Source organism: Streptomyces sp. R41, from assembly GCF_041053055.1.
GTDB lineage: Bacteria > Actinomycetota > Actinomycetes > Streptomycetales > Streptomycetaceae > Streptomyces.
Window position 1 is genome coordinate 2,968,246 of sequence record NZ_CP163443.1, and the last position, 22,526, is coordinate 2,990,771.

Here is a 22,526-nt window from a genome sequence, read left to right on the forward strand (position 1 = left end):
GCTCAAAGGCAGCTGACCTCAGCGAACGGGATGCCCCGCCCCCCGCAACGTCTCCTTCACCTCACCGATCCGCAGATCCCCGAAGTGGAAGACGGACGCTGCGAGCACCGCGTCGGCGCCCGCGGCGATGGCCGGCGGGAAGTCGGCGAGCCGCCCCGCGCCGCCGCTGGCGATCAGCGGCACGGTGACGTGCTTGCGTACGGCCTCGATCATCTCGATGTCGTACCCGTCCTTCGTGCCGTCCGCGTCCATCGAGTTGAGCAGGATCTCCCCCGCGCCCAGCTCGGCGGCCCGGTGCGCCCACTCGACGGCGTCGATGCCGGTGCCCTTGCGCCCGCCGTGGGTGGTGACCTCGAAGGAGCCGCTCTCGGTACGCCGGGCATCCACCGACAGCACCAGCACCTGCCGCCCGAACCGCTCCGCGATCTCACGGATGAGATCCGGCCGGGCGATCGCGGCGGTGTTGACCCCGACCTTGTCGGCGCCCGCCCGCAGCAGCTTGTCCACGTCCTCCGCGGTGCGCACGCCGCCGCCCACGGTCAGCGGGATGAAGACCTGCTCGGCCGTGCGGCGCACCACGTCGTAGGTGGTCTCGCGATTGCCGGAGGACGCCGTGATGTCCAGGAACGTCAGCTCGTCGGCGCCCTCGGCGTCGTACACCTTGGCCATCTCGACGGGGTCGCCCGCGTCGCGCAGGTTCTGGAAGTTGACGCCCTTGACGACCCGGCCGTTGTCCACGTCCAGGCAGGGGATGACTCGTACGGCGAGGGTCATGACTGCACTCCTCGGAACGCCTCCACCTCGACCTCGACGACCAGACGCGGGTCCACGAGGCCGGAGACGATGATCATGGATGCGGCGGGACGGACGGCGTCGAACAGCTCCTTGTGGGCGCGTCCGACATCCTCCACGTCCCGGGCATGGGTGATGTACATGCGTGTACGGACGACGTCGTCGCGGCCGAGGCCGAGCTGCTCCAGCGCGGCGAACGCGGCGTTGAAGGAGTTGACCGCCTGTTCGTACGGGTCGCCGGGGGCGATCTGGCCGTCGATCACGGAGGTGCAGCCGGCGACCAGCACCAGGCCGTTCGGCAGCTCCACCGCGCGGGAGTAGCCGAAGGCCTCCTCCCAGGGCGCGCCGGTCGTGACGCGTCGCACGTCGCTCACTTGGCTACCGCCTCCAGGGCCTCTTCCAGTGTGAACGCCTTGGCGTACAGGGCCTTTCCGACGATGGAGCCCTCGACACCGAGGGGCACCAGCTCGGCGATGGCGCGCAGGTCGTCCAGCGAGGACACCCCGCCCGACGCCACCACCGGGCGGTCCGTCGCCGCGCAGACGTTGCGCAGCAGTTCCAGGTTCGGTCCCTGGAGCGTGCCGTCCTTGGCGATGTCCGTGACGACGTACCGCGCGCAGCCCTCCTTGTTGAGACGCTCCAGCGTCTCGTAGAGGTCACCGCCGTCGCGCGTCCAGCCGCGGCCGCGCAGCGTCGTGCCGCGTACATCGAGGCCGACCGCGATCTTGTCGCCGTGCTCGGCGATGACCTTGGCGACCCACTCGGGCGTCTCCAGGGCGGCGGTGCCGAGGTTCACACGGGTGCAGCCGGTGGCGAGGGCGGCGGCGAGCGTGTCGTCGTCACGGATACCGCCGGACAGCTCCACCTTGATGTCCATCGCCTTCGCGACCTCGGCGATCAGCGCCCGGTTGTCACCGGTGCCGAACGCGGCGTCCAGGTCGACGAGATGCAGCCACTCGGCACCCGCACTCTGCCAGGCGAGAGCGGCCTCGAGGGGAGAGCCGTAGGACGTCTCGGTCCCGGACTCGCCGTGGACGAGGCGGACGGCCTGGCCGTCGCGGACGTCGACGGCGGGGAGGAGTTCGAGCTTCGAAGCCATCAGAGGGTTCCGATCCAGTTGTTCAGCAGCTGCGCTCCGGCGTCGCCGGACTTCTCGGGGTGGAACTGCGTGGCCCACAGGGCGCCGTTCTCGACGGCCGCCACGAAGGGCTTGCCGTGCGTCGACCAGGTGACCAGAGGTGAGCGCATCGCCGGGTTCGCGACCTCGAGGGACCAGTCGTGGACGGCGTAGGAGTGGACGAAGTAGAAGCGCGCGTCGGCGTCGAGACCCGCGAAGAGCTGCGAGCCGGCCGGCGCCTCGACCGTGTTCCAGCCCATGTGGGGCACGATGTCGGCCTGCAGCGGCTCGACCGTGCCGGGCCACTCGTCGAGGCCCTCGGTCTCCACGCCGTGCTCGATGCCGCGCGCGAAGAGGATCTGCATGCCGACGCAGATGCCCATCACCGGGCGGCCACCGGACAGGCGGCGACCGATGATCCACTCGCCCCGGGCGTCCTTCAGGCCCTTCATGCAGGCGGCGAAGGCGCCGACGCCGGGCACCAGCAGGCCGTCCGCGTTCATGGCCGTGTCGAAGTCGCGCGTTATCTCCACGTCGGCACCCGCGCGCGCGAGGGCGCGCTCGGCGGAGCGGACGTTACCGAAGCCGTAGTCGAAGACGACGACCTTCTTGGGTGCGCTCAATTCCACACCTCCAGCCTCATGACGCCCGCGACCAGACACATCGCGGCGCCGATGGAGAGCAGCACGATGAGGCTCTTGGGCATCTGCTGCTTGACGAAGGAGTAGATGCCGCCGAGGAGGAAGAGTCCGACGACGATCAGGATGCTCGACAGGCCGGTCACAGCGCGCCCTTCGTGGAGGGGAGGATGCCGACGGCGCGCGGGTCGCGCTCGGAGGCGTAGCGCAGCGCGCGGGCCAGCGCCTTGAACTGGCACTCCACGATGTGGTGCGCGTTGCGCCCGTAGGGCACGTGCACGTGCAGCGCGATCTGGGCCTGCGCGACGAAGGACTCCAGGATGTGCCGGGTCATCGTCGTGTCGTACTCGCCGATCATCGGCGCCATGTTCTCGGGCTCGGTGTGCACGAGGTACGGGCGCCCGGAGAGGTCGACGGTCACCTGGGCGAGAGACTCGTCGAGCGGGACCGTGCAGTTCCCGAATCGATAAATCCCCACCTTGTCGCCGAGCGCCTGCTTGAAGGCGGCGCCCAGCGCGAGGGCGGTGTCCTCGATGGTGTGGTGCGAGTCGATGTGCAGGTCGCCCTCGGTCTTCACGGTCAGGTCGAACAGACCGTGCCGGCCGAGCTGGTCGAGCATGTGGTCGTAGAAGCCGACGCCTGTCGACACATCGACCTTGCCGGACCCGTCGAGATCGATCTCGACGAGGACCGACGTCTCCTTCGTCGTTCTCTGGACACGTCCTACGCGGCTCATGCGTTCTGCTCCTTCTTCAGTTCACGTACCGCGTCGAGGAACGCGTCGTTTTCGGCGGGGGTTCCGGCGGAGACCCGCAGCCACCCCGGTACGCCGTTGTCCCGGACCAGGACGCCCCGGTCGAGGATCTTCTGCCAGGCGGTGTGGGAGTCCTCGAACCGCCCGAACTGCACGAAGTTCGCGTCGGATTCGATCACCTCGTATCCGATCGCGCGCAGTTCGGCGACCAGCCGGTCCCGCTCGGCCTTCAGCTGCTCGACGTACCCCAGCAGCGTGTCGGTGTGCTCCAGGGCGGCCAGCGCCGTGGCCTGCGTGATGGCCGAGAGGTGGTACGGCAGCCGTACGAGCTGGACCGCGTCCACGACCGCCGGGTGCGCGGCGAGATAGCCGAGGCGGAGCCCGGCCGCGCCGAACGCCTTCGACATCGTCCGCGAGACGACGAGATTCGGCCGACCTTCGATCAGCGGCAGCAGCGAGGCTCCGTGGCTGAACTCGATGTACGCCTCGTCCACGATCACCATCGACGGCTTCGCCGCCTGCGCGGCCTCGTACAGCGCGAGGACCGTCTCGGGCGGGACCGCGTTGCCCGTGGGGTTGTTGGGGGTCGTGATGAAGACGACGTCCGGCCGGTTCTCGGCGATGGCCTGCTCGGCGGCGGCGAGGTCGATCGTGAAGTCCTCGTTGCGGGGACCCGAGATCCAGCCCGTGCCCGTGCCGCGCGCGATGAGCGCGTGCATCGAGTACGACGGCTCGAAGCCGATCGCCGTACGGCCCGGTCCGCCGAAGGTCTGCAGCAGCTGCTGGATGACCTCGTTCGAACCGTTGGCCGCCCAGACGTTCTCCATGCCGACCCGGTGGTTGCCGGTCTTCGTCAGGTACTTGGCCAGCTCGGTGCGCAGCTCCACCGCGTCCCGGTCGGGGTAGCGGTTGAGGTCGCGGGCGGCCTCGCGCACCCGCTCGGCGATCCGCTCGACGAGCGGCTCGGGCAGCGAGTACGGGTTCTCGTTGGTGTTCAGCCGTACGGGGACGTCCAACTGGGGCGCGCCATAGGGGGACTTGCCGCGCAGCTCGTCCCGTACGGGGAGATCGTCGATTCCGAAGCTCACTTGCTGGGTACCTTCCAACCGAACCGAGCCTTGATCGCCGCCCCGTGGGCCGGCAGGTCCTCCGCCTCCGCCAGCGTCACCACGTGATGCGCCACGTCGGCCAGCGCGTCCTTCGTGTAGTCGACGATGTGGATGCCGCGCAGGAAGGACTGGACGGACAGGCCCGAGGAGTGGCAGGCGCAGCCGCCGGTGGGCAGGACGTGGTTGGAGCCGGCCGCGTAGTCGCCCAGCGACACGGGCGCCCAGGGACCGACGAAGATTGCGCCCGCGTTCTTCACCCGGTCCGCGACGGCAGCGGCGTCCGCCGTCTGGATTTCCAGGTGCTCGGCGCCGTACGCGTCGACGACCCGCAGGCCCTCGGCCACGCCGTCGACCAGCACGATCGCGGACTGCTTGCCGCTCAGCGCCGGGACGATCCGGTCCTCGACGTGCTTGGTGGCCGTGACCTGCGGCTCCAGCTCCTTCTCGACGGCGTCCGCGAGCCGGCGGGAGTCCGTGACGAGAACGGCGGCGGCCAGCGGGTCGTGCTCGGCCTGGCTGATCAGGTCGGAGGCGACGTGCACCGGGTCGGCGGTCTCGTCCGCGAGGATCGCGATCTCGGTGGGGCCGGCCTCGGCGTCGATGCCGATCTTGCCCGCGAAGTATCGCTTGGCGGCCGCGACCCAGATGTTTCCGGGACCGGTGACCATGTTGGCGGGCGGGCAGGACTCGGTGCCGTACGCGAACATCGCGACGGCCGTCGCACCGCCGGCCGCGTAGACCTCGTCGACGCCGAGCAGGGCACAGGCGGCGAGGATCGTCGGGTGCGGCAGCCCGCCGAACTCGGCCTGGGCGGGGGAGGCAAGCGCGATGGACCCGACCCCGGCTTCCTGGGCGGGGACCACATTCATGATCACGGAGGACGGGTAGACGGAGCGTCCGCCCGGCGCGTACAGCCCGACGCGCTCGACCGGCACCCACTTCTCGGTGACCGAGCCGCCGGGCACGACCTGGGTGGTGTGCGTCGTACGGCGCTGCTCGCGGTGGACCAGGCGGGCGCGGCGGATGGACTCCTCCAGGGCCGCGCGCACGGCCGGATCGAGCTGTTCCAGGGCGTCACTGAGCGCCTGGGCCGGAACCCGTACGGAATCGAGCCGCACGCCGTCGAATTTCTCCGCGTAGTCGATCAGCGCCGCGTCGCCCCGATGATGCACGGCCTCGCAGATCGGACGCACCTTCTCCAGGGCGGACGATACGTCGAAGTCGGCTCGGGGCAGCAGGTCGCGCAGGGCGGAGCCCTCGGGGAGGGCGTCGCCGCGCAGATCGATTCGGGAGATCACGGTCCCAATTCTCTCAGACGGCGATAAGACGCCGGACGGCTGTATCAATGGCTGATACAACGCCGGAACAGCGGCTGACACGACGCGGTGACCTGTGGCTGACACGACGCCGTGATCCGGCTGGCCAGTGGCTGATACCGGCCACCTTCGGTTCCGCGGAAGATCCCCTTCACCAGTAGCGTTCGGGCCGTCACTGAGCGGGCATTGGACGGTTGTACGAAACCCGCGAGTAGCTGGGGAGGAAGGGAAGTGCCGTGACCGAGGGTGCCGGCATCCGCGGTGGGGACCTGCCGGACGAACTGACCGCCGCCGAGGCCGGAATGTGGCAGGCCTTCCGCAACGGCAGCGTGTACGACCTGCGCAGCGGGGACACGACCGTCGACGATCCGCACGGGGGCCATCCCTGGGGCCCCGAGCGCAGCGTCCGGGCCCGGATCGTGGCGTGGCTGCTGCTCGACGGCCCTCCCGCACTCCAGGGCAGGGTCTCCTCCCTGAAGCTGACCGGCGTGCAGATCACCGACGTTCTCGACCTCGCGGGCGGCACCGTGGGGCCGTACGTCGAGATGAAGGGGTGCCGGTTCGAGAAGGAGATCCTGCTGCCGGAGGCGCGGTTCCAGACCGTGCGCCTGGTCGACTGCTCGGTGCCACGCCTGGAGGCCGCCCGGGTGCACACCGAGGGCGATCTGCATCTGCCGCGCTGCCGGTTCCACAACGGCGTACGGCTGACCGACGCGCACATCGGCACGGATCTGCTGCTCAACCAGGCCGTGGTCTACCGGGACCGGCGTGGGCGCTCGCTCACCTGCGATGGCATGACCGTGGGGCAGGATCTCCAGGCCGAGATGCTGGAGTCGCACGGCGAGCTGAGCCTGCGCGGCGCCACCGTAGGGGTCTCCCTCAGCCTGCGCGGCAGCAAGCTGAACAACCCGTACACACGTCTCGCCCTGAACGCCCCGCAGCTCACCGTCAACCGCACGCTCTACATGACCCCCGCGGCCGTCGGCAATCCGCTGGTGACCAGCGGCACGACCCCGGCGCGCGGCACGCTGGTGCAGCGGTTCGAGTGCCAGGGCGGGATCCGCCTCGACGACGGGCGGTTCGGGGACGCGGTCGACTTCGAGGGAGCCCGTTTCCTCTTCGACGACGACCAGGAGCTGTCACTGCGCCGGGTTCAGACGCCCGAGCTGCGCTTCCTCGGGGAGAGACCCGAGCGCGGCAAGGTGGTCCTGTCGGGCGCGCGGATCGTCAACCTGGTGGACAGCGCGTCCAGTTGGCCGGGGCCCGGCAGCCTCCACATGGGCGGCTTCGTCTACGAGAACCTCGTGCCGCAGGGCGCGTTCCCGCTGACCCGGCGGCTGGAGTGGGTGACGGCGGCGACCGCCGAGTACAACCCGGAGCCGTACGAGCGCCTCGCCACCGTGCTGCGCAACTCCGGGGAGGACGAGGACGCGCGCGAGGTGCTGCTCGCCAAGCAGCGCCGCCGCCGCGAGACCCTGCCGCTCGCCGCCAAGCTCTGGGGGTACGCGCAGGACTGGACGGTCGCCTACGGGTACCGGCCCGGGCGGGCCGCGCTGTGGATGGCGTTGCTGTGGGCGGCGACGTCGATCGCCTTCTCGCACGCCAGCCATCCGCCGATCAACGACGACGGGCATCCCCCGTGGAACGCCTCACTGTTCGCCCTGGACCTGCTGCTGCCGGTCATCGACCTCGGCCAGGTCGGCTTCTGGCAGCTGCGCGGCGGCTGGCAGTGGCTGGCCGCCGTGGTGATCCTCCTCGGCTGGATCCTTGCGACGACGGTGGCGGCGGGGGCGACACGGCTGCTGCGGCGCAGCTGACGCGGCACCTCCTCCGCACAGATCGCGGCTGGAGCGGCACCTCCCCCGCACAGATCGCGGCTGGAGCGGCAGCTACCCGCACAGATCGCGGCTCACACAGCGCGTTCCCGCGCAGATGCGGACCCTTCCCGCACAGATGTCGAACAGTGGAACAACAGTCACCTTTTACTCCCCCTTGACCGCCCGGCATACAACCAATCGACGGTTACAAAAGTGTCACCGCACGCCTCTGGTACAGCTCCGACCTGCGGCTTTCAATGGTCTTCACCATGGCTCTGCTGCGCGCGTTCATCCGTACGGCACGGATGGTCAGGAACACCTCGCGCCTCGCCGACGGACTGCCCACCGACGACGAGGTACTGCTCGACGCCCCGGACGAGCGCCTCGGCCCCACGCTCGTCGCGGCGGGCCGCGGCGAGTACGAACCCGCCGCCAAGCTGCTCGCCACCACGCGCGAGGCCGCCGAGTGGGAGAACCGCGACCGGTACGCGATGCGCCTCGCGACCTTCGCGCGCTCCCGGGACGAGTGGCTCCGGGAGTGGCAGGACGCCTCGGCGCACGATCCGGACGCGCTGCTGGTCAGGGCCGAGCTCGCGGTGCGCCGCGGCTGGGAGTCGCCCGCACGCGTCGAGCTGCTGCGCCAGGTCGGCCCGCTGATCCTCGCCGCCGCCGAGGGCGATCCGCGCGATCCGGTGCCCTGGCGGATCGCGCTCGACCACGCCCGCGGCACGCATGCCGGGCACACCGAGTTCGAGAAACTGTGGGGCGAGGCCGTGCGCCGCTCCCCGCACCACTACGGCTGCCATGTGGCCGCCCTGCAGTACCTGTCGGCCGCCTGGTACGGCTCGCACCGTGAGTGCTTCGACTTCGCCGAGCGGGCCGCGCACGACGCGCTGCCGGGCTCCCTGGTGCAGGCACTGCCGGTGCGCGCGGCCTTCGCCTATCTGACCGAAGGTGGCGGTGCGGTGGTGCCGCGCGAGCGCCTCGACGCCGCGGCCGACCTCGCGATCGCGGTCTCCGCGACGTACGGCGCCGCCGATGCCTGGCCCGCGGAGGTCCGCAACCTCCTCACGTACGTGCTGATCCGGCTGGAGCGCTGGACGGACGCCCTGGAGCAGCTCCGCCTGATCGGTCCGTACGCGACGTCGTTCCCCTGGGACCGGGTGTCGGACGACCCGCTCGGCCAGTTCCTGGAGCTGCGCGACGGCGTCCGTCTGGAGGTCGCTTCCGACATGCCCCTGCATCCACGGAATGGGCACGACGGACGCGCCCGCTCCGGCGACCATTAGGCTTTCCCGTCGTGACCACCGTCCGGCTCCCGCTCTTCCCCCTGAACTCGGTGCTGTTCCCGGGGCTCGTGCTCCCCCTGAACGTCTTCGAGGAGCGCTATCGCGCCATGATGCGCGATCTGCTCAAGACCCCCGAGGACGAACCGCGCCGGTTCGCCGTCGTCGCCATCCGCGACGGCCATGAGGTCGCGCCCACCGCGCCCGGCATGCCGGACCAGACCGCCGTGCCCGAGCGCGGGCCCGCGGCCGGTTTCGGCGACGACCCGGCGAAGGCCTTCCACGAGGTGGGCTGCATCGCGGACGCGGCGACCATCCGGGAGCGCGCCGACGGCAGCTTCGAGGTACTGGCGACGGGCACGACACGCGTACGGCTGCTGTCGGTGGACGCGTCCGGCGCGTTCCTCACGGCCGAGCTGGAGGAACTGCCGGAGGACCCGGGCGAGGAGGCGGGCGCGCTCGCCGAGGGCGTGCTGCGGGCCTTCCGCCAGTACCAGAAGCGTTTGGCGGGCGCTCGTGAACGCTCGCTTTCCACGGGCGCGGATCTCCCGGACGAGCCGGCCGTCGTCTCGTACCTCGTCGCGGCCGCGGCGATGCTGGACATCCCGGCGAAGCAGCAGCTGCTCCAGGCCCCGGACACGGCGGCGCGGCTGCGCGAGGAGCTGAAACTCCTGCGCGCGGAGACCGCGATCATCCGTAATCTGCCGTCGTTGCCGGCGTCGGACCTGACGCGCGGCCCGACGAGTCTGAACTGAGGCCGGAATCCTCGATGGCGAAGAAGCCGAAGAAACGGCAGCAGTCCGCAGGCACCCCGGCGACGGTGGCCCTGACCGCGGCGGGCGTCCCGTACACGGTCCACGCCTACGAGCACGACCCCGCGCACCCCTCCTACGGCGAGGAGGCGGCCGAGGCGATGGGCGTCTCGCCGGAGCGGGTCTTCAAGACCCTGGTGGCGGACGTGGACGGCTCGCTCGTCGTCGCGGTGGTCCCGGTGGCCGGCTCCCTGGATCTGAAGGCCCTGGCCACGGCGGTGGGCGGGAAGCGCGCGGCGATGGCGGACCCGGCGGCGGCCGAACGCACGACGGGCTACGTCCGCGGCGGCATCTCCCCCCTGGGCCAGCGCAAGAAGCTCCCCACCGTGCTCGACTCCTCGGCCTCCGCCCACACCACGATCTGCGTCTCGGCGGGCCGCCGCGGCCTTGAGGTCGAACTCGCCCCCGCCGACCTGGCGAGCCTCACGGAAGCGGTCTCCGCGCCCGTCGCCCGTGCGTGACCCCTCGACGTCCGTCCCGTCCTCGGTTAAGCACAAGGGACATGTCGAAGAAAACACGGAAACGCAAGTGGCGCACAAAAAAGGGCCGCTCCAACCACGGCAGCCGCCCGGCATAGCCGTCGGACCGTTCAGCTCCCCGCGCCCGTAAGGGGCGCGGGGAACTGCGCGACAAGCCCCCACAGGCCCGCACCAAAAGAACAAGGCAGGGGGGTCTGGGGGGCGAAGCCCCCCAGGTACGGGACGGGCGGAGGGGGCGAAACAACACCCACGGTCACCCCGGCGCCGAGTGCCTACCCAGCCGGAGGCGCAGGAGGCGCCCCGTACGGGCTCTGATACGGGTCGGGGTCCCGCGGCCCGAACAGGGCGGTGAGACCGAGGTGGACCACCAGCCCCGCCAGGGACCACGCGAGCAGCGCCCCCTTCGCCCCAAGCTTCAACGGCGCGGAGAACGTAACCCCCTTGCCCACGGCCTTCGCATGCGCGACCACGTTCTGCGTGGGCCCGAGCCAGACCCCCACGCGCCAGGCCAGCAGCGACCCGAGCAGCCCCCCGACGGCGAGCGCGACGACCAGCGGCACACCCCCACGCCGCCGCGCCAGAAAAACGACCAGCGCACTCACCGCACCGAACCCCAGCGCAAGCAGAGTGAACGTTCCGTCGACCCCGATGGCCTGCTCACCCTCGGTGTCCTTCAGATACACCGCACTGTCGTCCGCGATCAGCGGCACGTGCGGCGCCAGCCACCACCACAGCACTCCGAGCAGCACCCCCGCGAGCGCCACTGCCACCGTGATCACGGCGGCCTCCCGCACTTCGGTCTTCATCCCGGGGCCGTCCTGTCCATACGAGGCTTCATACGCGGCCGGATACGCCGCGGGAGCCCCATGTCCGGGAACGGGCGAACCCTGCCAGGCATTGTGCGGGGAGTGTTCATGCGGCGGCGGAGGCGGAGTCAACGGAGCGGTCACCCTGACATCGTGCCAGGCCCGGCTGTCAGCCGCGTCACCGGACGGCTGCCCGGCGGTACGCCCAGGTCGCGAGGGCCAGCGAGGCCACCCCGACACCGGCGCAGACGGCCAGGTCACCGAGGACGGCGGCCCAGTCTGGATGCGCCTCGAAGGTCCGCGCGAAGGCCTCCACCCCATACGTCGAGGGCAGCAGATCACGCCCGTACCGCACGACCGTGGGCAGCCGGTCCGCCGGCAGCACCCCCAGCAGAAGGGCCGCCGACATCCCCAACTGCCCCATCAGTGTGGCGAGTTCGGGCCGCGGGGCGAGCAGCCCGAGGGCGGCCCCGAGCCCGGCGAGCGCGGCACCGGCGAGCGGGACGACCGCGGCGAGCACCCACAGGTGGGCCATCGGCAGCCCGAAGAGCACGGAGCCGAAGACGGCGGTGGCGACGGTCCCGGGCACGGTGAAGGACGCGTACGCTCCCGCGACGCCGAGGACGACGGCGGCCGGCGGCACGGGCAGAGTCGCGTAGTGGTCGAGCCCGCCGCTGGCGCGCAGCTGCCCGAAGTACTGGGCGAGGAGGTTGAGGGCGACGAAGGCCACGACCAGCACCGACGACCCGGCCACCACGGCCCGCGCCTCGCCCCCGCCGTCCACCACGCCCCGCATCAGGATCATGATCCCGACGGACTGGAAGGTGGCCACGAACAGCAGCGGGATCCGCGCGACGCGCGCGCGGGAGAGCTGCGCGCGGTACACGGCGGCCAGCGACGGCCACAGCCGCGCCCGCGGCCCCAGCTCCGCTGCATCGCCGGGGTCCTCGGCCACGGGCAGCGCACTGCCCGGCAGAACTCCAGCGGGTACGACACTCACGTCGAGCTGCTCCCCTTCACTCCGGCAGCCGTCCTGTTCCCAACGCCCACGACGTCCCCCGGGTTCCACACACCCACGGCCTCCCCCGGGTTCCACACACCCACGGCCTTCCGCGGCTTCCGTACGCTCACGGCCTCCGGCAAGTTCCACGCACCCACGGCCCCGCGCAGCATCCGTACACCCACGGCCTCTCGCGAGTCCCGCGAAACCGCGGCATCCCGCAAGTCCCGCACGCCCACGGCCCCGCGCACCTTCCGTACGCCCACAACCTCCCACGAGCCCCGCGCACCCACGGCATCCCGCAAGTCCCGCACGCCCACGGCCCCGCGCACCTTCCGTACGCCCACAACCTCCCACGAGCCCCGCGCACCCACGGCATCCCGCAAGTCCCGCACGCCCACGGCCCCGCGCACCTTCCGTACGCCCACAACCTCCCACGAGCCCCGCGCACCCACGGCATCCCGCAAGTCCCGCACGCCCACGGCCCCGCGCACCTTCCGTACGCCCACAACCTCCCACGAGCCCCGCGCACCCACGGCATCCCGCAAGTCCCGCACGCCCACGGCCCCGCGCACCTTCCGTACGCCCACAACCTCCCGCGAGACCCGCGCACCCACGGCATCCCGCAAGTCCCGTAGACCCACGGCCGCCTCCCCGGTCCCGGCGCCCAAGGCACTCAAGGCGCCCATCCCCTCCCGTACAGCCTCCCGTACGGATTCCGCACGCCTCGCGCTCACGCCTTCACCAGCCCCTGCATATTGCCCCCGAGCGCGAGGTACACGTCCTCCAGGCTCGGCGTGGCCAGGGTGAAGTCGTCGAGGGCGGCGAAGGCGGCGCCTCCGGTGACCGTGGCGACGGCCGCGCGGGCCTCCTCGGGGGCGAGCCGTAGGGTCCAGCGGCGGCCGGACTCGACGGCGCGGGCGCGCAGCGCGGCGACCTCGGGGACGTCGAGCGGAGCGCTCTCGCGCCAGACGAGTTCGACCCGCACCTCGCCCGCGACCCGCTCCTTCAGCCCGGCCGGGGAGTCGCAGGCGATGACGCGGCCCCGGTCGAGGACGGCGACCCGGTCGAGGACGGTCTCGGCCTCGATGACGTTGTGGGTGACGAGCAGGACGGTCGTGCCGTGTTCCGCGCGGCGCCGGTCGACGGCGGACCACACGGCGCGGCGGGCCACGGGGTCCATCCCGGTGGTCGGCTCGTCGAGGACGAGCAGCGGCCGCTCCCCCACGAGCGCGGCGGCGAAGCAGGCGAGCCGCCGCTGTCCGCCGGACAGCTTCTTCAGGGCGCGCGAGGCGAGCGACGTGAGGCCGAGCTCCTCCAGGACGGCGTCCCGCTCGACCCGTGCCTGCCGCAGGTCCAGGCCGCGCAACCGCCCGGTCGTCTCGGCGGCGAGCGACACGGTCAGCTCGTCGAGGGCGGTGGACTCCTGGCCGAGGTACGCGAGGATCCGCGCCGCCCGCTCCGGGTGGCGCACGATGTCGTGCCCGAGGATCTCCACGCTGCCGCTGTCGGGACGCATGAGCCCGGTCAACTGCCGTACCAGGGTCGATTTACCCGCGCCGTTCGGCCCGAGCAGCCCGAAGATCTCGCCGCGCCGGATGTCCAGACGTACCCCGTCGGTGGCCCGCACCTCGGGCGTGGCCGGGGTGCCCCGGCGTCCGCGCACCGCCGGGTAGGTCTTGGTCAGACCGCGCACCGCGCACACGACATCACCTTTGTGTCCGTTCCGGACTGCCTGTGCCGTGCGCGTACTCACGAAGGACGAGAGTACGGGGTCCGATGCCCCGTTATGCGCCCGGGGCCTCGGCGCAGCCCTGGCGAAGGCTCTGGCTCACTCCCCCGCCGGAGCGTGCTCCGCCGCCGTACGTACGTCGATCTCGCGCCAGAAGCCCGCCCGGATCGCGTACCGGTCGTGCTCGTCGATCTGGTCGTCCTTGTGCGCGAGCAGGCCGAAGCGGGCCGCGTAACGCAGCAGCTCGCCGTCCACGCGGTGCGGAATCCGCGGGTACATCGTGGACAGCTTCTGCAGATGGCTCTGGTCGGTGAGGCGCTCCATCCAGCGGCGCGCGAAGACCTGCCCCACCTCGTACGGATCGCCGCCGACGGTGGTGATGTCCTCCTCGCGGTCCGCCCACCGCTGCTCGGCGGAGGTGAGCTGGGCGAGGGTGGGCAGCGCGGAGGCCTCGGCGGACTCCGTGGCGCCGCCGGGCCGCTCGATCCAGCCCTTGTCGGAGGACCAGCGCAGCGTCGCGCTGGCGGGGTGCTGGGCGGGCTGTGTGCCGGGTCCGCGCAGCGCGGCCAGATCCTTGGGCGTAGGGACGCCCTTGGGTGCGGGCACGCGCTCCTCGGTGCCGTTCTGCGACTCGGCCGCCGCGTGGTGCTCGGCCTCCCGGGCGGGCCGCTCGGTCGCGGTGGTGAGCGCCGACTCGGGCAGCGGCGCGGAGAGGATCGCGGCGATCTCGGGGCGCGGCGCGGGCGGCGGGGCGCAGATCCCGCCGAGTTCCTTGGCGCGTACGGCCTTGGTGATCCAGGCCCGGTCGAGCACGCGGCGCTCGTCGGCCTCGGCGACCAGGTCCTCGGACTGGTTGTAGTCGCCGTCGGCGGCCTGTACGGCCCACAGGTGTACGGCGACCCCGTGCTCCTTGGCGGCCATCATGCCCGGCAGCAGATCCCCGTCGCCGGTCACCAGGACCACGTCGGAGCAGGCGCGGTTGCGCGCCAGCTCGGTCAGCTCGGCGTGCATGGCGGCGTCGACGCCCTTCTGCGCCCACCGCCCGTCGCTGCGGGTCAGGGCGCCCAGGCGCACCGTCACGCGGGGCATCACGCGCAGCCTGCGGTGCTCCGGCTGCGGTACGCGGTCGGGGGCGCCGTCGAACCAGTAGATGCGCAGCAGGGGCCGCTCCGTGTCGGACTCGGCGCGCTCGCGCAGACCCTGGATGAGGGCGGCGTGGTCGACGGTGATCCGGGAGCGAGAGGGTTCCCCGGCGAGAAGGCTGGCGGCAGCCCCGAGCAGGTACCCGGCGTCCACCAGGACGATGCAGCGGTCCACGCGGTCCACCCTCTTTCCGGTTTCCGGGAGGTTTGCTTCGGGCTTCCTTCGAGTCTGCCCGACCGCGCGGAGGTTAACGGCCGGAACTCGATCTTCGGCGTGGCGTATCGGGAGAACACTCCCCGACAGGCCTTATTACGCACGGTAATTCTCTGAAATGCGCTGGTTGTCAGCCTATGTGAATCTGGTCGCGGCCCTGGCCCCTAGATCCCCCCCAGGAGGCAGATCACCATGGCCAAGAACAAGAACCGCAAGCAGGGCAGCCAGCAGAACCGCGCCTCGCAGGCCGAGCAGGCCCACGAGCAGGCGCAGCGTTCCTCGGCGGAGGCTCAGCAGTCGCCGATCACGCACACCCAGGGCAGCCCCGCGGATGTTGCCCGTAAGCAGCAGAAGCGCTTCGGCCACAACTGAGGCCCTGCGCACGGGCTGTTGAGGCCCAGGCACACACCGAGGGGCGCATCCGTTGGCGGATGCGCCCCTCGCGTATGTCGGCCCTCGACTGTGTGAGCCCGCTTCTTCTGGTGTCAGCCGGCCAGGCAGGACGGGCCCAGCAGCACCTTCAGGTCGCCGAAGAGCGCCGGATCCGGCTTCACGCGGTGCCGGTCGAGCCGCAGCACCGTCGTCTTGCGCGGGCCCTGCAGCTTGATGCGGACCTCGCTCTCGCCCTTGTGGTGGCTGAGGATCTCGCCGAGGCGGCTGACCATGGGCGGGGTGACCTTGACCGCCGGGATGGTGAGGATCACGGGCGCGTTGGTGCCCGCGTTCGACAGATCCGGGACCTGGAGCTCCATCGCGACCAGCCGCGGCACGTCCTCGCGCTTGTCGAGGCGTCCCTTGACGAACACGACCGCGTCCTCGACCAGTTGGGTCGACACCAGCTGGTAGGTCGCCGGGAAGAACATGCACTCGATGGAGCCCGCGAGGTCCTCCACCGTGGCGATCGCCCAGGCGTTGCCCTGCTTGGTCATCTTCCGCTGCAGACCCGAGATGATGCCGCCGATGGTCACGACCGCGCCGTCCGCGTGCTCACCTCCAGTGAGCTGGGAGATGCCCGCGTCCGCCTTGTCGGACAGCACGTGCTCCAGGCCGAAGAGCGGGTGGTCGGAGACGTACAGACCGAGCATCTCCCGCTCCTGGGCGAGCAGATAGGCCTTGTCCCACTCCTCGGTGGTGAACTCGACGTCGAGTCCGAAGCCGGGCTCGCTCGTCTCCTCCTCGCCCATGCCGCCGAAGAGGTCGAACTGGCCCTCGGCCTCCTTGCGCTTGACCTGCACCACGTTGTCGATCATCGGCTCGAACTGGGCGGTGAGGCCCTTGCGGGTGTGCCCCATCGTGTCGAACGCGCCCGCCTTGATCAGCGATTCCGTGGTGCGCTTGTTGCAGGCGACGGCCTCGACCTTGTCGAGGTAGTCCGGGAAGGAGGCGTATTTCCCCTTGGCCTTGCGGCTCTTGATGATCGACTCGACCACGTTCGTACCGACGTTGCGGACGGCGGAGAGGCCGAAGAGGATCACGTCGTCGCCCTGCGCGGCGAAGTTCTGCTCCGACTCGTTGACGTTGGGCGGCAGCACCTTGATGCCCATGCGCCGGCACTCGTTCAGATAGATCGCGGACTTGTCCTTGTCGTCCTTGACCGAGGTGAGCAGGCCCGCCATGTACTCGGCGGGGTAGTTCGCCTTCAGGTAGGCGGTCCAGTACGAGACCAGGCCGTACGCGGCCGAGTGGGCCTTGTTGAAGGCGTAGCCGGCGAAGGGGACCAGCACGTCCCACAGGGCCTGGATGGCCTCGTCGCTGTAGCCCTTCTTCTGGGCGCCCTCCTGGAAGAGGACGAAGTTCTTCGCCAGCTCGTCGGGCTTCTTCTTGCCCATCACACGGCGGAGGATGTCGGCCTCGCCGAGCGAGTACCCGGCGATGATCTGGGCGGCCTTCTGCACCTGCTCCTGGTAGACGATCAGGCCGTAGGTGACCGCCAGAACCTCCTGGAGGGGCTCCTCCAGCTCCTTGTGGATCGGCGTGATCTCCTGCAGGCCGTTCTTGCGGAGCGCGTAGTTCGTGTGCGAGTCCATGCCCATCGGGCCGGGACGGTAGAGCGCCGAGACGGCGGAGATGTCTTCGAAGTTGTCGGGCTTCATCAGGCGCAGCAGCGAGCGCATGGGGCCGCCGTCGAACTGGAAGACGCCGAGCGTCTCGCCGCGCTGGAGCAGTTCGAAGGTCGTCGGATCGTCGAGCGGGAGGGCCAGCAGGTCGAGGTCGACGCCCTTGTTGGACTTCACCATCTTGACGGCGTCGTCCATGATCGTCAGGTTGCGCAGGCCGAGGAAGTCCATCTTCAGCAGGCCGAGCGACTCGCACTGCGGGTAGTCCCACTGCGTGATGGTCACGCCGTCCGTGTGCCGCACCCACACCGGCGCGTGGTCGACGATGGGCTCGCTGGACATGATGACGCCGGCGGCGTGCACGCCCATCTGCCGGACCAGGCCCTCGACGCCCTTGGCGGTGTCGATGACCTTCTTCACGTCCGGCTCGTTCTCGTACATCGCCCGGATCTCGCCGGCCTCGCTGTAGCGCGGGTGCGAGGAGTCGGTGATGCCGCTGAGGTCGATGCCCTTGCCGAGGACGTCGGCGGGCATCGCCTTGGTGAGTCGGTCACCCATCGCGTACGGGTAGCCCAGCACACGCGCGGAGTCCTTGATCGCGTTCTTCGCCTTGATCTTGCCGTAGGTGCCGATCATGGCGACCTTGTCGGCGCCGTACTTCTCTGTCACATACCTGATCACTTCGACGCGCCGACGCTCGTCGAAGTCGATGTCGACGTCGGGCATGGAGACGCGCTCGGGGTTCAGGAAGCGCTCGAAGATCAGACCGTGCGGGATCGGGTCGAGGTCGGTGATGCCCATGGCGTACGCGACGATCGAACCGGCCGCCGAACCACGGCCCGGGCCCACCGCGATGCCCTGCTTCTTGGCCCACATGATGAAGTCGGCGACGACGAGGAAGTACCCCGGGAACCCCATCTGGATGATGACGTCCATCTCGTACTCGGCCTGCTTCTGGCGGTCCTCGGGAATGCCGCCCGGAAAGCGGCGCTCCATGCCCCGGCGGACCTCCTCCTGGAACCAGGTGACCTCGGTGTACCCCTCGGGGATGTCGAACTTCGGCATGAGGTTCTTCGCCTCGAACATGCCGGAGGTGTCGATCTGCTCGGCCACCAGGAGGGTGTTGGCACAGCCCTCCTGCCAGGCGTCCGAGGAGTCGATGGCGTACATCTCGTCCGTGGACTTCAGGTAGTAGCCGGTGCCGTCGAAGCGGAAGCGGTCCGGGTCGGAGAGGTTCTTGCCGGTCTGGATGCACAGCAGGGCGTCGTGCGCGGTCGCCTCGTGGGCGTACGTGTAGTGCGAGTCGTTCGTCACCAGGGGCGGGATGCCGAGCTTCTTGCCGATCTCCAGGAGGCCGTCGCGGACCCGGCGCTCGATGTCGATGCCGTGGTCCATCAGCTCCAGGAAGTACCGGTCCTTGCCGAAGATGTCCTGGTACTCGGCGGCCGACTTCAGGGCCTCGTCGTACTGGCCGAGGCGCAGCCGCGTCTGCAGCTCACCGGAGGGGCAGCCGGTGGAGGCGATGAGCCCCTCGGACCACTGGGAGATGGTCTCCTTGTCCATGCGCGGCCACTTCTGCAGCCAGCCCTCGGCGTACGCGTCCGAGGAGAGCCGGAAGAGGTTGTGCAGGCCCGTCTTGTTCGCCGCCCAGATCGTCTTGTGCGTGTAACCACCCGAACCGGACACGTCGTCGCGCTTCTGGTGCGGCTGGCCCCACTGGATCTTGCGCTTGTTGCGCCGGGACTCCGGAGCGACGTAGGCCTCGATGCCGATGATCGGCGTGACGCCCGACTTCTTGGCCGTGTGGAAGAAGTCGTACGCCCCGTGGAGGTTGCCGTGGTCGCTCATGGCGATGTGTGTCATGCCCATCTCGTTGCAGGCATTGAACATGTCCTTGAGCCGCGCGGCACCGTCCAGCAGCGAGTACTGGGTGTGGACGTGCAGGTGCGTGAACGGCGGCTTTGACACGGCTTCGGCCTCCAAGAAGAACAATCGTCGACAGGCTGCGGACAGTCTGGGGGGACAGCGTCGAAGTCTATGCCGGGCCACTGACACTCCGCGGGGGATCACACGTACCTTCATCCGGGGTACTCGGATCCCATGGCGTCGGCGTACCTTCGTCGACGGAATCCGGGCACTCCGGCGGTCCGTCGTCCGTTGGAGCTGGACGGACGGACCACTTGTCCCCGGGACGGCGCGCCCGTCCCCCCATGTCACGCACCACCTGCACCAGGAGGCACCCAGCGATGTCGGTCCCGCAGCTCAGCGCCGAGCAACGCGGCGAGCAGATCCTCGCCGTCTTCGACACCGCCTTCGGCGAGCTCCTGGCCGCCGACCCGGCCGCGTTCCGCGTGAAGTTCCGCAAGATGGCAGCCTCCGCATTCGCGTTCTACCGGGGCACGGCGGGCCTCTTCTACCACGACCTGGACCAGGAAAAGCGGGGCGGTCCGTACCTGGACGAGCGGACCTCCCGGGTCTGGATCCACGGCGACCTGCACGCCGAGAACTTCGGCACGTACATGGACGCCCAGGGCCGCCTGATCTTCAATGTGAACGACTTCGACGAGGCGTACGTAGGCCCCTTCACCTGGGACCTCAAGCGCTTCGCGGCCTCCGTGGCGCTCATCGGCTACGCGAAGGCGCTCAGCGACGAGCAGATCACCGAGCTGGTCAAGGTGTACGCGGCCGCCTACCGCGAGCGCATCCACGCCCTGGCCACCGGCGCCAAGAGCGACGAGGTGCCCCCCTTCACGCTGGACACCGCCGAGGGCCCGCTGCTGGACGCGCTGCGCGACGCCCGCTCGCTGACCCGCTTCGGGCTGCTCGACTCGATGACCGAGATCCGTGACTTCGAGCGCCGCTTCGCGCCGGGCGGCGGCTCCATCGAGCTGGACGCGGCCACCCGCTACAAGGTGCTCGCCGCGTTCGACGGCTACCTGGAGACGCTGCCCGAGTCGTCGCTGGCCCGCCCGGACTCGTACCGCGTGAAGGACGTCGTCGGCCGCCGCGGCATCGGCATCGGCTCGGCCGGCCTGCCCTCGTACAACATCCTTCTGGAGGGCGCCACCGACGCCCTGGAGAACGATGTTGTGATCTACATCAAGCAGGCCCAGACCCCGGCCGTCTCCCGGCACATCACGGACTCCGCGATCCGCGAGTACTTCCAGCACGAGGGCCACCGCACGGTGATCTCGCAGCGCGCGCTCCAGGCGCACGCCGACCCGTGGCTGGGCTGGACCGAGCTGGACGGCGCGGGCCAGCTGGTCGCCGAGGTCTCGCCGTACGCGGTGGACCTGGACTGGGGCGACATCGACGACCCCGAGGAGATCGCCTCGGTCGTCGCCGACCTCGGCCGGGCCACGGCCACGATGCACGCGGCGGCGGACGACGAGAGCGGCCACTCGGAGCTGGTCCCGTTCTCCACGGAGCGGGCCATCGACGCGGCGATCGCGGCCGACGAGGACGGCTTCGCGGGCCTCCTGGTGGACTTCGCGCACAGCTACGGCGCACGCGCGCGCGGCGACCACCAGATCTTCGTGGACCTGTTCCGCAACGGCCGGATTCCGGGCCTGTAGGCACGCCGACGACGGACCCACAACGCTCCCGTAACGCATAGGAACCCTTTAGGGGACCCTTACGGGAGCGCGTGGGAGACTCTCCTCCGCCATGGACATATCCGGGACCCAGTTCAGAGCCGTGCGCGCGGCGCTGTTCACGGCCTTCGTCGTGACGCTCAGCACCGCGTCGCACGTTCTGCTGTCCCGGGCGCCGCTGCCGTTCACGACCGTGGCCGCGGTCGCCGTCGGCATCTACGTCACCGCGTACGCGGTGGCCGGCCGCGAGCGCGGCTTCGGCCGCATCGCGGCGCTGCTGATCCCTCTGGAACTGGCCGCCGACACGGTGTTCACCACCGGCCAGCACGCCTGCTACGGCAGGGCGGGCGGCCCGATCGCCGGCCCGCTGCGCGCGGTCGGCCTCGACGTGCTGTGCCGCGGCGGTGCCGTCGGCACCCCGCTGGCCCAGGTGACCGGCGGCTCCGGCCGTGCCTCCGCGCTGCTCGCGCACGCCGACCCTGCCGCCGCGTGGCTGCTGCTTGCCGCGCACGTCGGCGTCGGCCTCCTCGCGGCCGCCTGGCTGCGCCGCGGTGAGCGGGCGCTGACCCAGCTGCTGCGCGCGATGGCCGCGACCGCGTTCCGTCCGCTGCTGGTGGCGGTGGCCGCGGTGTCGGTGCGGCCGGCTCCGGTACGCCGGCTGCCGCGCCCCGCGCCGCGCGCGGCCGCCGCCCGCGACCTGATCCTCGTGCACTCCCTGGGACGGCGTGGACCGCCGTGCTCGAGCTCCCGCTCTCTGGCCCTCGCCTGAGCGCGGCATCTGAGCACAAGCAGTCCCCCACACGTATCCCGCGTACGACGTGTGCGCGTCCCACATGGAGATCATCAAGATGAGCAAGCGAAACAGCCAGGCGGCGAAGAGCGCGGCCCGGGAGCGGCTGCGCCTGGAGCGCGAGAAGCAGGCCAAGCGTGCCAAGGCCAAGCGGCAGGTCATCGTGGCCTGTTCGGTGGTGGCCGTACTGGCCGCGGCGGGCGGCATAGGCTACGCCGTCGTCCAGGCCAACAAGCCCAGCTACTGGGACGGTCTGAAGGACGCCAAGGTCGTCACCCCGGCCAACACCACAGGCACGAAGGGCACCACGGTCGTCATCGGCAAGGACACCGCCAAGAAGACCCTCAAGCTCTACGAGGACCCGCGCTGCCCGGTGTGCGCCCAGTTCGAGCAGACCGTCGGCTCGACCGTGAAGAAGGACATCGACGACGGCAAGTTCAAGATCCAGTACATCGGCGCCACGTTCATCGACAACAAGGACAACGGCCAGGGCTCCAAGAACGCGCTGAGCGCCCTGGGCGCCGCGCTGAACGTCAGCCCCGAGGCGTTCCTCGAGTACAAGACCGCGCTGTACTCGGCGAAGTGGCACCCGGACGAGACGACCGACAAGTTCAAGGACGACGCCTACCTCATCAAGGTCGCGAACACCGTTTCCGCGCTGAAGGACAACACGAAGTTCCAGGACGCGGTCAAGAAGGGCACCTACGACGCCTGGGCGATGGCCATGTCGAAGACCTTCGACACCAACAAGGACGGCGTGACCGGCACCCCGGGCTTCGTCATGGACGGCAAGCAGCTCACCGCCGACAACAAGGGCACCCCGCTCCTGACGGTGGCCGACTTCAACAGGGTGGTGGACGCGGCTCTCAAGGGCTGACGCCAACTGGGAAACCGGCGGCTCTGAAGGGCTGACGCCGGCTGGGAAACCGGCGGCTCTGAAGGGCTGACGCCGGCTGGGAAACCGGCGGCTCTCAAGAGCTGACGCCAACTGGGAAATCGGCCTCCGCATGAAGAGCGGGCGAACTTCCGGGATTCGCCCGCTCTCGTGCATACCGATCAGTAACCTGATCGG

The 22,526-nt window shown here is 70.3% G+C and carries 21 protein-coding genes; 8 read left to right on the forward strand and 13 right to left on the reverse strand.

Translation table 11 applies throughout. The annotated features are described in order from the left end of the window. Window positions 1-18 precede the first annotated feature (18 nt). The 8 genes from hisF to hisD are packed head-to-tail and all read right to left on the reverse strand — an operon-like array spanning window position 19 to window position 5,708. On the reverse strand, window positions 19-774 hold the full coding sequence (gene hisF / locus AB5J53_RS13920; RefSeq protein WP_369245946.1) for an imidazole glycerol phosphate synthase subunit HisF: 756 nt from the start codon (window positions 772-774) through the stop codon (window positions 19-21). Next, window positions 771-1,166: a RidA family protein gene (locus tag AB5J53_RS13925; protein WP_369245947.1), complete on the reverse strand. Its 396-nt coding sequence runs from the start codon at window positions 1,164-1,166 to the stop codon at window positions 771-773. The genes hisF and AB5J53_RS13925 overlap by 4 nt, the downstream gene beginning before the upstream one ends. After that, the gene (gene priA, locus AB5J53_RS13930) at window positions 1,163-1,891 is read right to left on the reverse strand and encodes a bifunctional 1-(5-phosphoribosyl)-5-((5-phosphoribosylamino)methylideneamino)imidazole-4-carboxamide isomerase/phosphoribosylanthranilate isomerase PriA (protein ID WP_369245948.1); all 729 of its coding nucleotides are present in this window, start codon (window positions 1,889-1,891) and stop codon (window positions 1,163-1,165) included. The genes AB5J53_RS13925 and priA overlap by 4 nt, the downstream gene beginning before the upstream one ends. Continuing rightward, complete coding sequence (hisH, locus tag AB5J53_RS13935; RefSeq protein WP_369245949.1) at window positions 1,891-2,538, reverse strand: imidazole glycerol phosphate synthase subunit HisH; 648 nt, start codon at window positions 2,536-2,538, stop codon at window positions 1,891-1,893. Before hisH ends, priA begins: the two co-directional genes overlap by 1 nt. Further along, entirely contained in the window at window positions 2,529-2,693 is a 165-nt protein-coding gene (locus AB5J53_RS13940; RefSeq protein WP_189187717.1) for a hypothetical protein, read from the reverse strand. Before AB5J53_RS13940 ends, hisH begins: the two co-directional genes overlap by 10 nt. Then, complete coding sequence (gene hisB, locus AB5J53_RS13945; protein WP_369245950.1) at window positions 2,690-3,283, reverse strand: imidazoleglycerol-phosphate dehydratase HisB; 594 nt, start codon at window positions 3,281-3,283, stop codon at window positions 2,690-2,692. The genes AB5J53_RS13940 and hisB overlap by 4 nt, the downstream gene beginning before the upstream one ends. Further along, window positions 3,280-4,389 carry a histidinol-phosphate transaminase gene (locus tag AB5J53_RS13950; RefSeq protein ID WP_369245951.1) on the reverse strand — a complete coding sequence of 370 codons (1,110 nt, stop codon included), beginning with the start codon at window positions 4,387-4,389 and terminating at the stop codon, window positions 3,280-3,282. Before AB5J53_RS13950 ends, hisB begins: the two co-directional genes overlap by 4 nt. Beyond that, window positions 4,386-5,708 (reverse strand): histidinol dehydrogenase, encoded by a 1,323-nt coding sequence (hisD, locus tag AB5J53_RS13955; protein WP_369245952.1) that lies wholly within the window; start codon window positions 5,706-5,708, stop codon window positions 4,386-4,388. The genes AB5J53_RS13950 and hisD overlap by 4 nt, the downstream gene beginning before the upstream one ends. A gap of 254 nt (window positions 5,709-5,962) precedes the next feature. Here hisD and AB5J53_RS13960 point away from each other — a divergent pair, with 254 nt between their 5' ends. The 4 genes from AB5J53_RS13960 (at window position 5,963) to ybaK (ending at window position 10,102) form a co-directional block, all read left to right on the forward strand. Continuing rightward, window positions 5,963-7,543, forward strand: coding sequence for an oxidoreductase (locus tag AB5J53_RS13960; RefSeq protein ID WP_369245953.1), 1,581 nt, complete (start codon window positions 5,963-5,965; stop codon window positions 7,541-7,543). A 269-nt stretch (window positions 7,544-7,812) separates the two neighbouring features. Further along, window positions 7,813-8,832 (forward strand): hypothetical protein, encoded by a 1,020-nt coding sequence (locus AB5J53_RS13965; protein WP_369245954.1) that lies wholly within the window; start codon window positions 7,813-7,815, stop codon window positions 8,830-8,832. A gap of 11 nt (window positions 8,833-8,843) precedes the next feature. Beyond that, window positions 8,844-9,584: an LON peptidase substrate-binding domain-containing protein gene (locus tag AB5J53_RS13970; RefSeq protein WP_369245955.1), complete on the forward strand. Its 741-nt coding sequence runs from the start codon at window positions 8,844-8,846 to the stop codon at window positions 9,582-9,584. Window positions 9,585-9,598: 14 nt separating this feature from the next. Further along, window positions 9,599-10,102, forward strand: a complete 504-nt coding sequence (ybaK, locus tag AB5J53_RS13975) for a Cys-tRNA(Pro) deacylase (RefSeq protein ID WP_369245956.1) — start codon at window positions 9,599-9,601, stop codon at window positions 10,100-10,102. Window positions 10,103-10,392: 290 nt separating this feature from the next. Here ybaK and AB5J53_RS13980 read toward each other — a convergent pair whose 3' ends face one another. The 4 genes from AB5J53_RS13980 to AB5J53_RS13995 form a co-directional block, all read right to left on the reverse strand. Further along, window positions 10,393-11,070: an AAA family ATPase gene (locus tag AB5J53_RS13980; protein WP_369245957.1), complete on the reverse strand. Its 678-nt coding sequence runs from the start codon at window positions 11,068-11,070 to the stop codon at window positions 10,393-10,395. Window positions 11,071-11,104: 34 nt separating this feature from the next. Beyond that, window positions 11,105-11,926, reverse strand: a complete 822-nt coding sequence (locus AB5J53_RS13985; RefSeq protein ID WP_369245958.1) for an ABC transporter permease — start codon at window positions 11,924-11,926, stop codon at window positions 11,105-11,107. A 733-nt stretch (window positions 11,927-12,659) separates the two neighbouring features. After that, on the reverse strand, window positions 12,660-13,682 hold the full coding sequence (locus AB5J53_RS13990) for an ABC transporter ATP-binding protein (protein WP_369245959.1): 1,023 nt from the start codon (window positions 13,680-13,682) through the stop codon (window positions 12,660-12,662). A gap of 75 nt (window positions 13,683-13,757) precedes the next feature. Beyond that, window positions 13,758-14,975 carry an NYN domain-containing protein gene (locus AB5J53_RS13995; protein ID WP_369245960.1) on the reverse strand — a complete coding sequence of 406 codons (1,218 nt, stop codon included), beginning with the start codon at window positions 14,973-14,975 and terminating at the stop codon, window positions 13,758-13,760. 231 nt (window positions 14,976-15,206) lie between these two features. Here AB5J53_RS13995 and AB5J53_RS14000 point away from each other — a divergent pair, with 231 nt between their 5' ends. Further along, window positions 15,207-15,386 (forward strand): hypothetical protein, encoded by a 180-nt coding sequence (locus tag AB5J53_RS14000; protein WP_369245961.1) that lies wholly within the window; start codon window positions 15,207-15,209, stop codon window positions 15,384-15,386. Window positions 15,387-15,499: 113 nt separating this feature from the next. Here the strand turns inward: AB5J53_RS14000 and dnaE are convergent, their stop codons facing one another. After that, window positions 15,500-19,039 carry a DNA polymerase III subunit alpha gene (gene dnaE / locus AB5J53_RS14005; RefSeq protein WP_369245962.1) on the reverse strand — a complete coding sequence of 1,180 codons (3,540 nt, stop codon included), beginning with the start codon at window positions 19,037-19,039 and terminating at the stop codon, window positions 15,500-15,502. A gap of 278 nt (window positions 19,040-19,317) precedes the next feature. On the opposite strand from dnaE, the gene AB5J53_RS14010 reads away from it, so the two are divergent. From AB5J53_RS14010 to AB5J53_RS14020, 3 genes are all read left to right on the forward strand, one after another. Then, a complete protein-coding gene (locus tag AB5J53_RS14010) occupies window positions 19,318-20,646 on the forward strand; it encodes a DUF2252 domain-containing protein (protein WP_369245963.1) in 1,329 nt (442 codons plus the stop codon). A 91-nt stretch (window positions 20,647-20,737) separates the two neighbouring features. Next, window positions 20,738-21,433 carry a hypothetical protein gene (locus AB5J53_RS14015; RefSeq protein ID WP_369245964.1) on the forward strand — a complete coding sequence of 232 codons (696 nt, stop codon included), beginning with the start codon at window positions 20,738-20,740 and terminating at the stop codon, window positions 21,431-21,433. Between the two features lie 79 nt (window positions 21,434-21,512). Beyond that, window positions 21,513-22,331: a thioredoxin domain-containing protein gene (locus AB5J53_RS14020; RefSeq protein ID WP_369245965.1), complete on the forward strand. Its 819-nt coding sequence runs from the start codon at window positions 21,513-21,515 to the stop codon at window positions 22,329-22,331. Window positions 22,332-22,526: the final 195 nt, after the last annotated feature.

Bases quoted from the DNA above. Each gene is read 5' to 3' on its own strand.
- hisF (WP_369245946.1), bottom strand. From the start codon at position 774: ATGACCCTCGCCGTACGAGTCATCCCCTGCCTGGACGTGGACAACGGC.
- priA (WP_369245948.1), bottom strand. From the start codon at position 1,891: ATGGCTTCGAAGCTCGAACTCCTCCCCGCCGTCGACGTCCGCGACGGC.
- hisB (WP_369245950.1), bottom strand. From the start codon at position 3,283: ATGAGCCGCGTAGGACGTGTCCAGAGAACGACGAAGGAGACGTCGGTC.
- AB5J53_RS13965 (WP_369245954.1), top strand. From the start codon at position 7,813: ATGGCTCTGCTGCGCGCGTTCATCCGTACGGCACGGATGGTCAGGAAC.
- ybaK (WP_369245956.1), top strand. From the start codon at position 9,599: ATGGCGAAGAAGCCGAAGAAACGGCAGCAGTCCGCAGGCACCCCGGCG.
- AB5J53_RS14000 (WP_369245961.1), top strand. From the start codon at position 15,207: ATGGCCAAGAACAAGAACCGCAAGCAGGGCAGCCAGCAGAACCGCGCC.
- AB5J53_RS14010 (WP_369245963.1), top strand. From the start codon at position 19,318: ATGTCGGTCCCGCAGCTCAGCGCCGAGCAACGCGGCGAGCAGATCCTC.
- AB5J53_RS14015 (WP_369245964.1), top strand. From the start codon at position 20,738: ATGGACATATCCGGGACCCAGTTCAGAGCCGTGCGCGCGGCGCTGTTC.
- AB5J53_RS14020 (WP_369245965.1), top strand. From the start codon at position 21,513: ATGAGCAAGCGAAACAGCCAGGCGGCGAAGAGCGCGGCCCGGGAGCGG.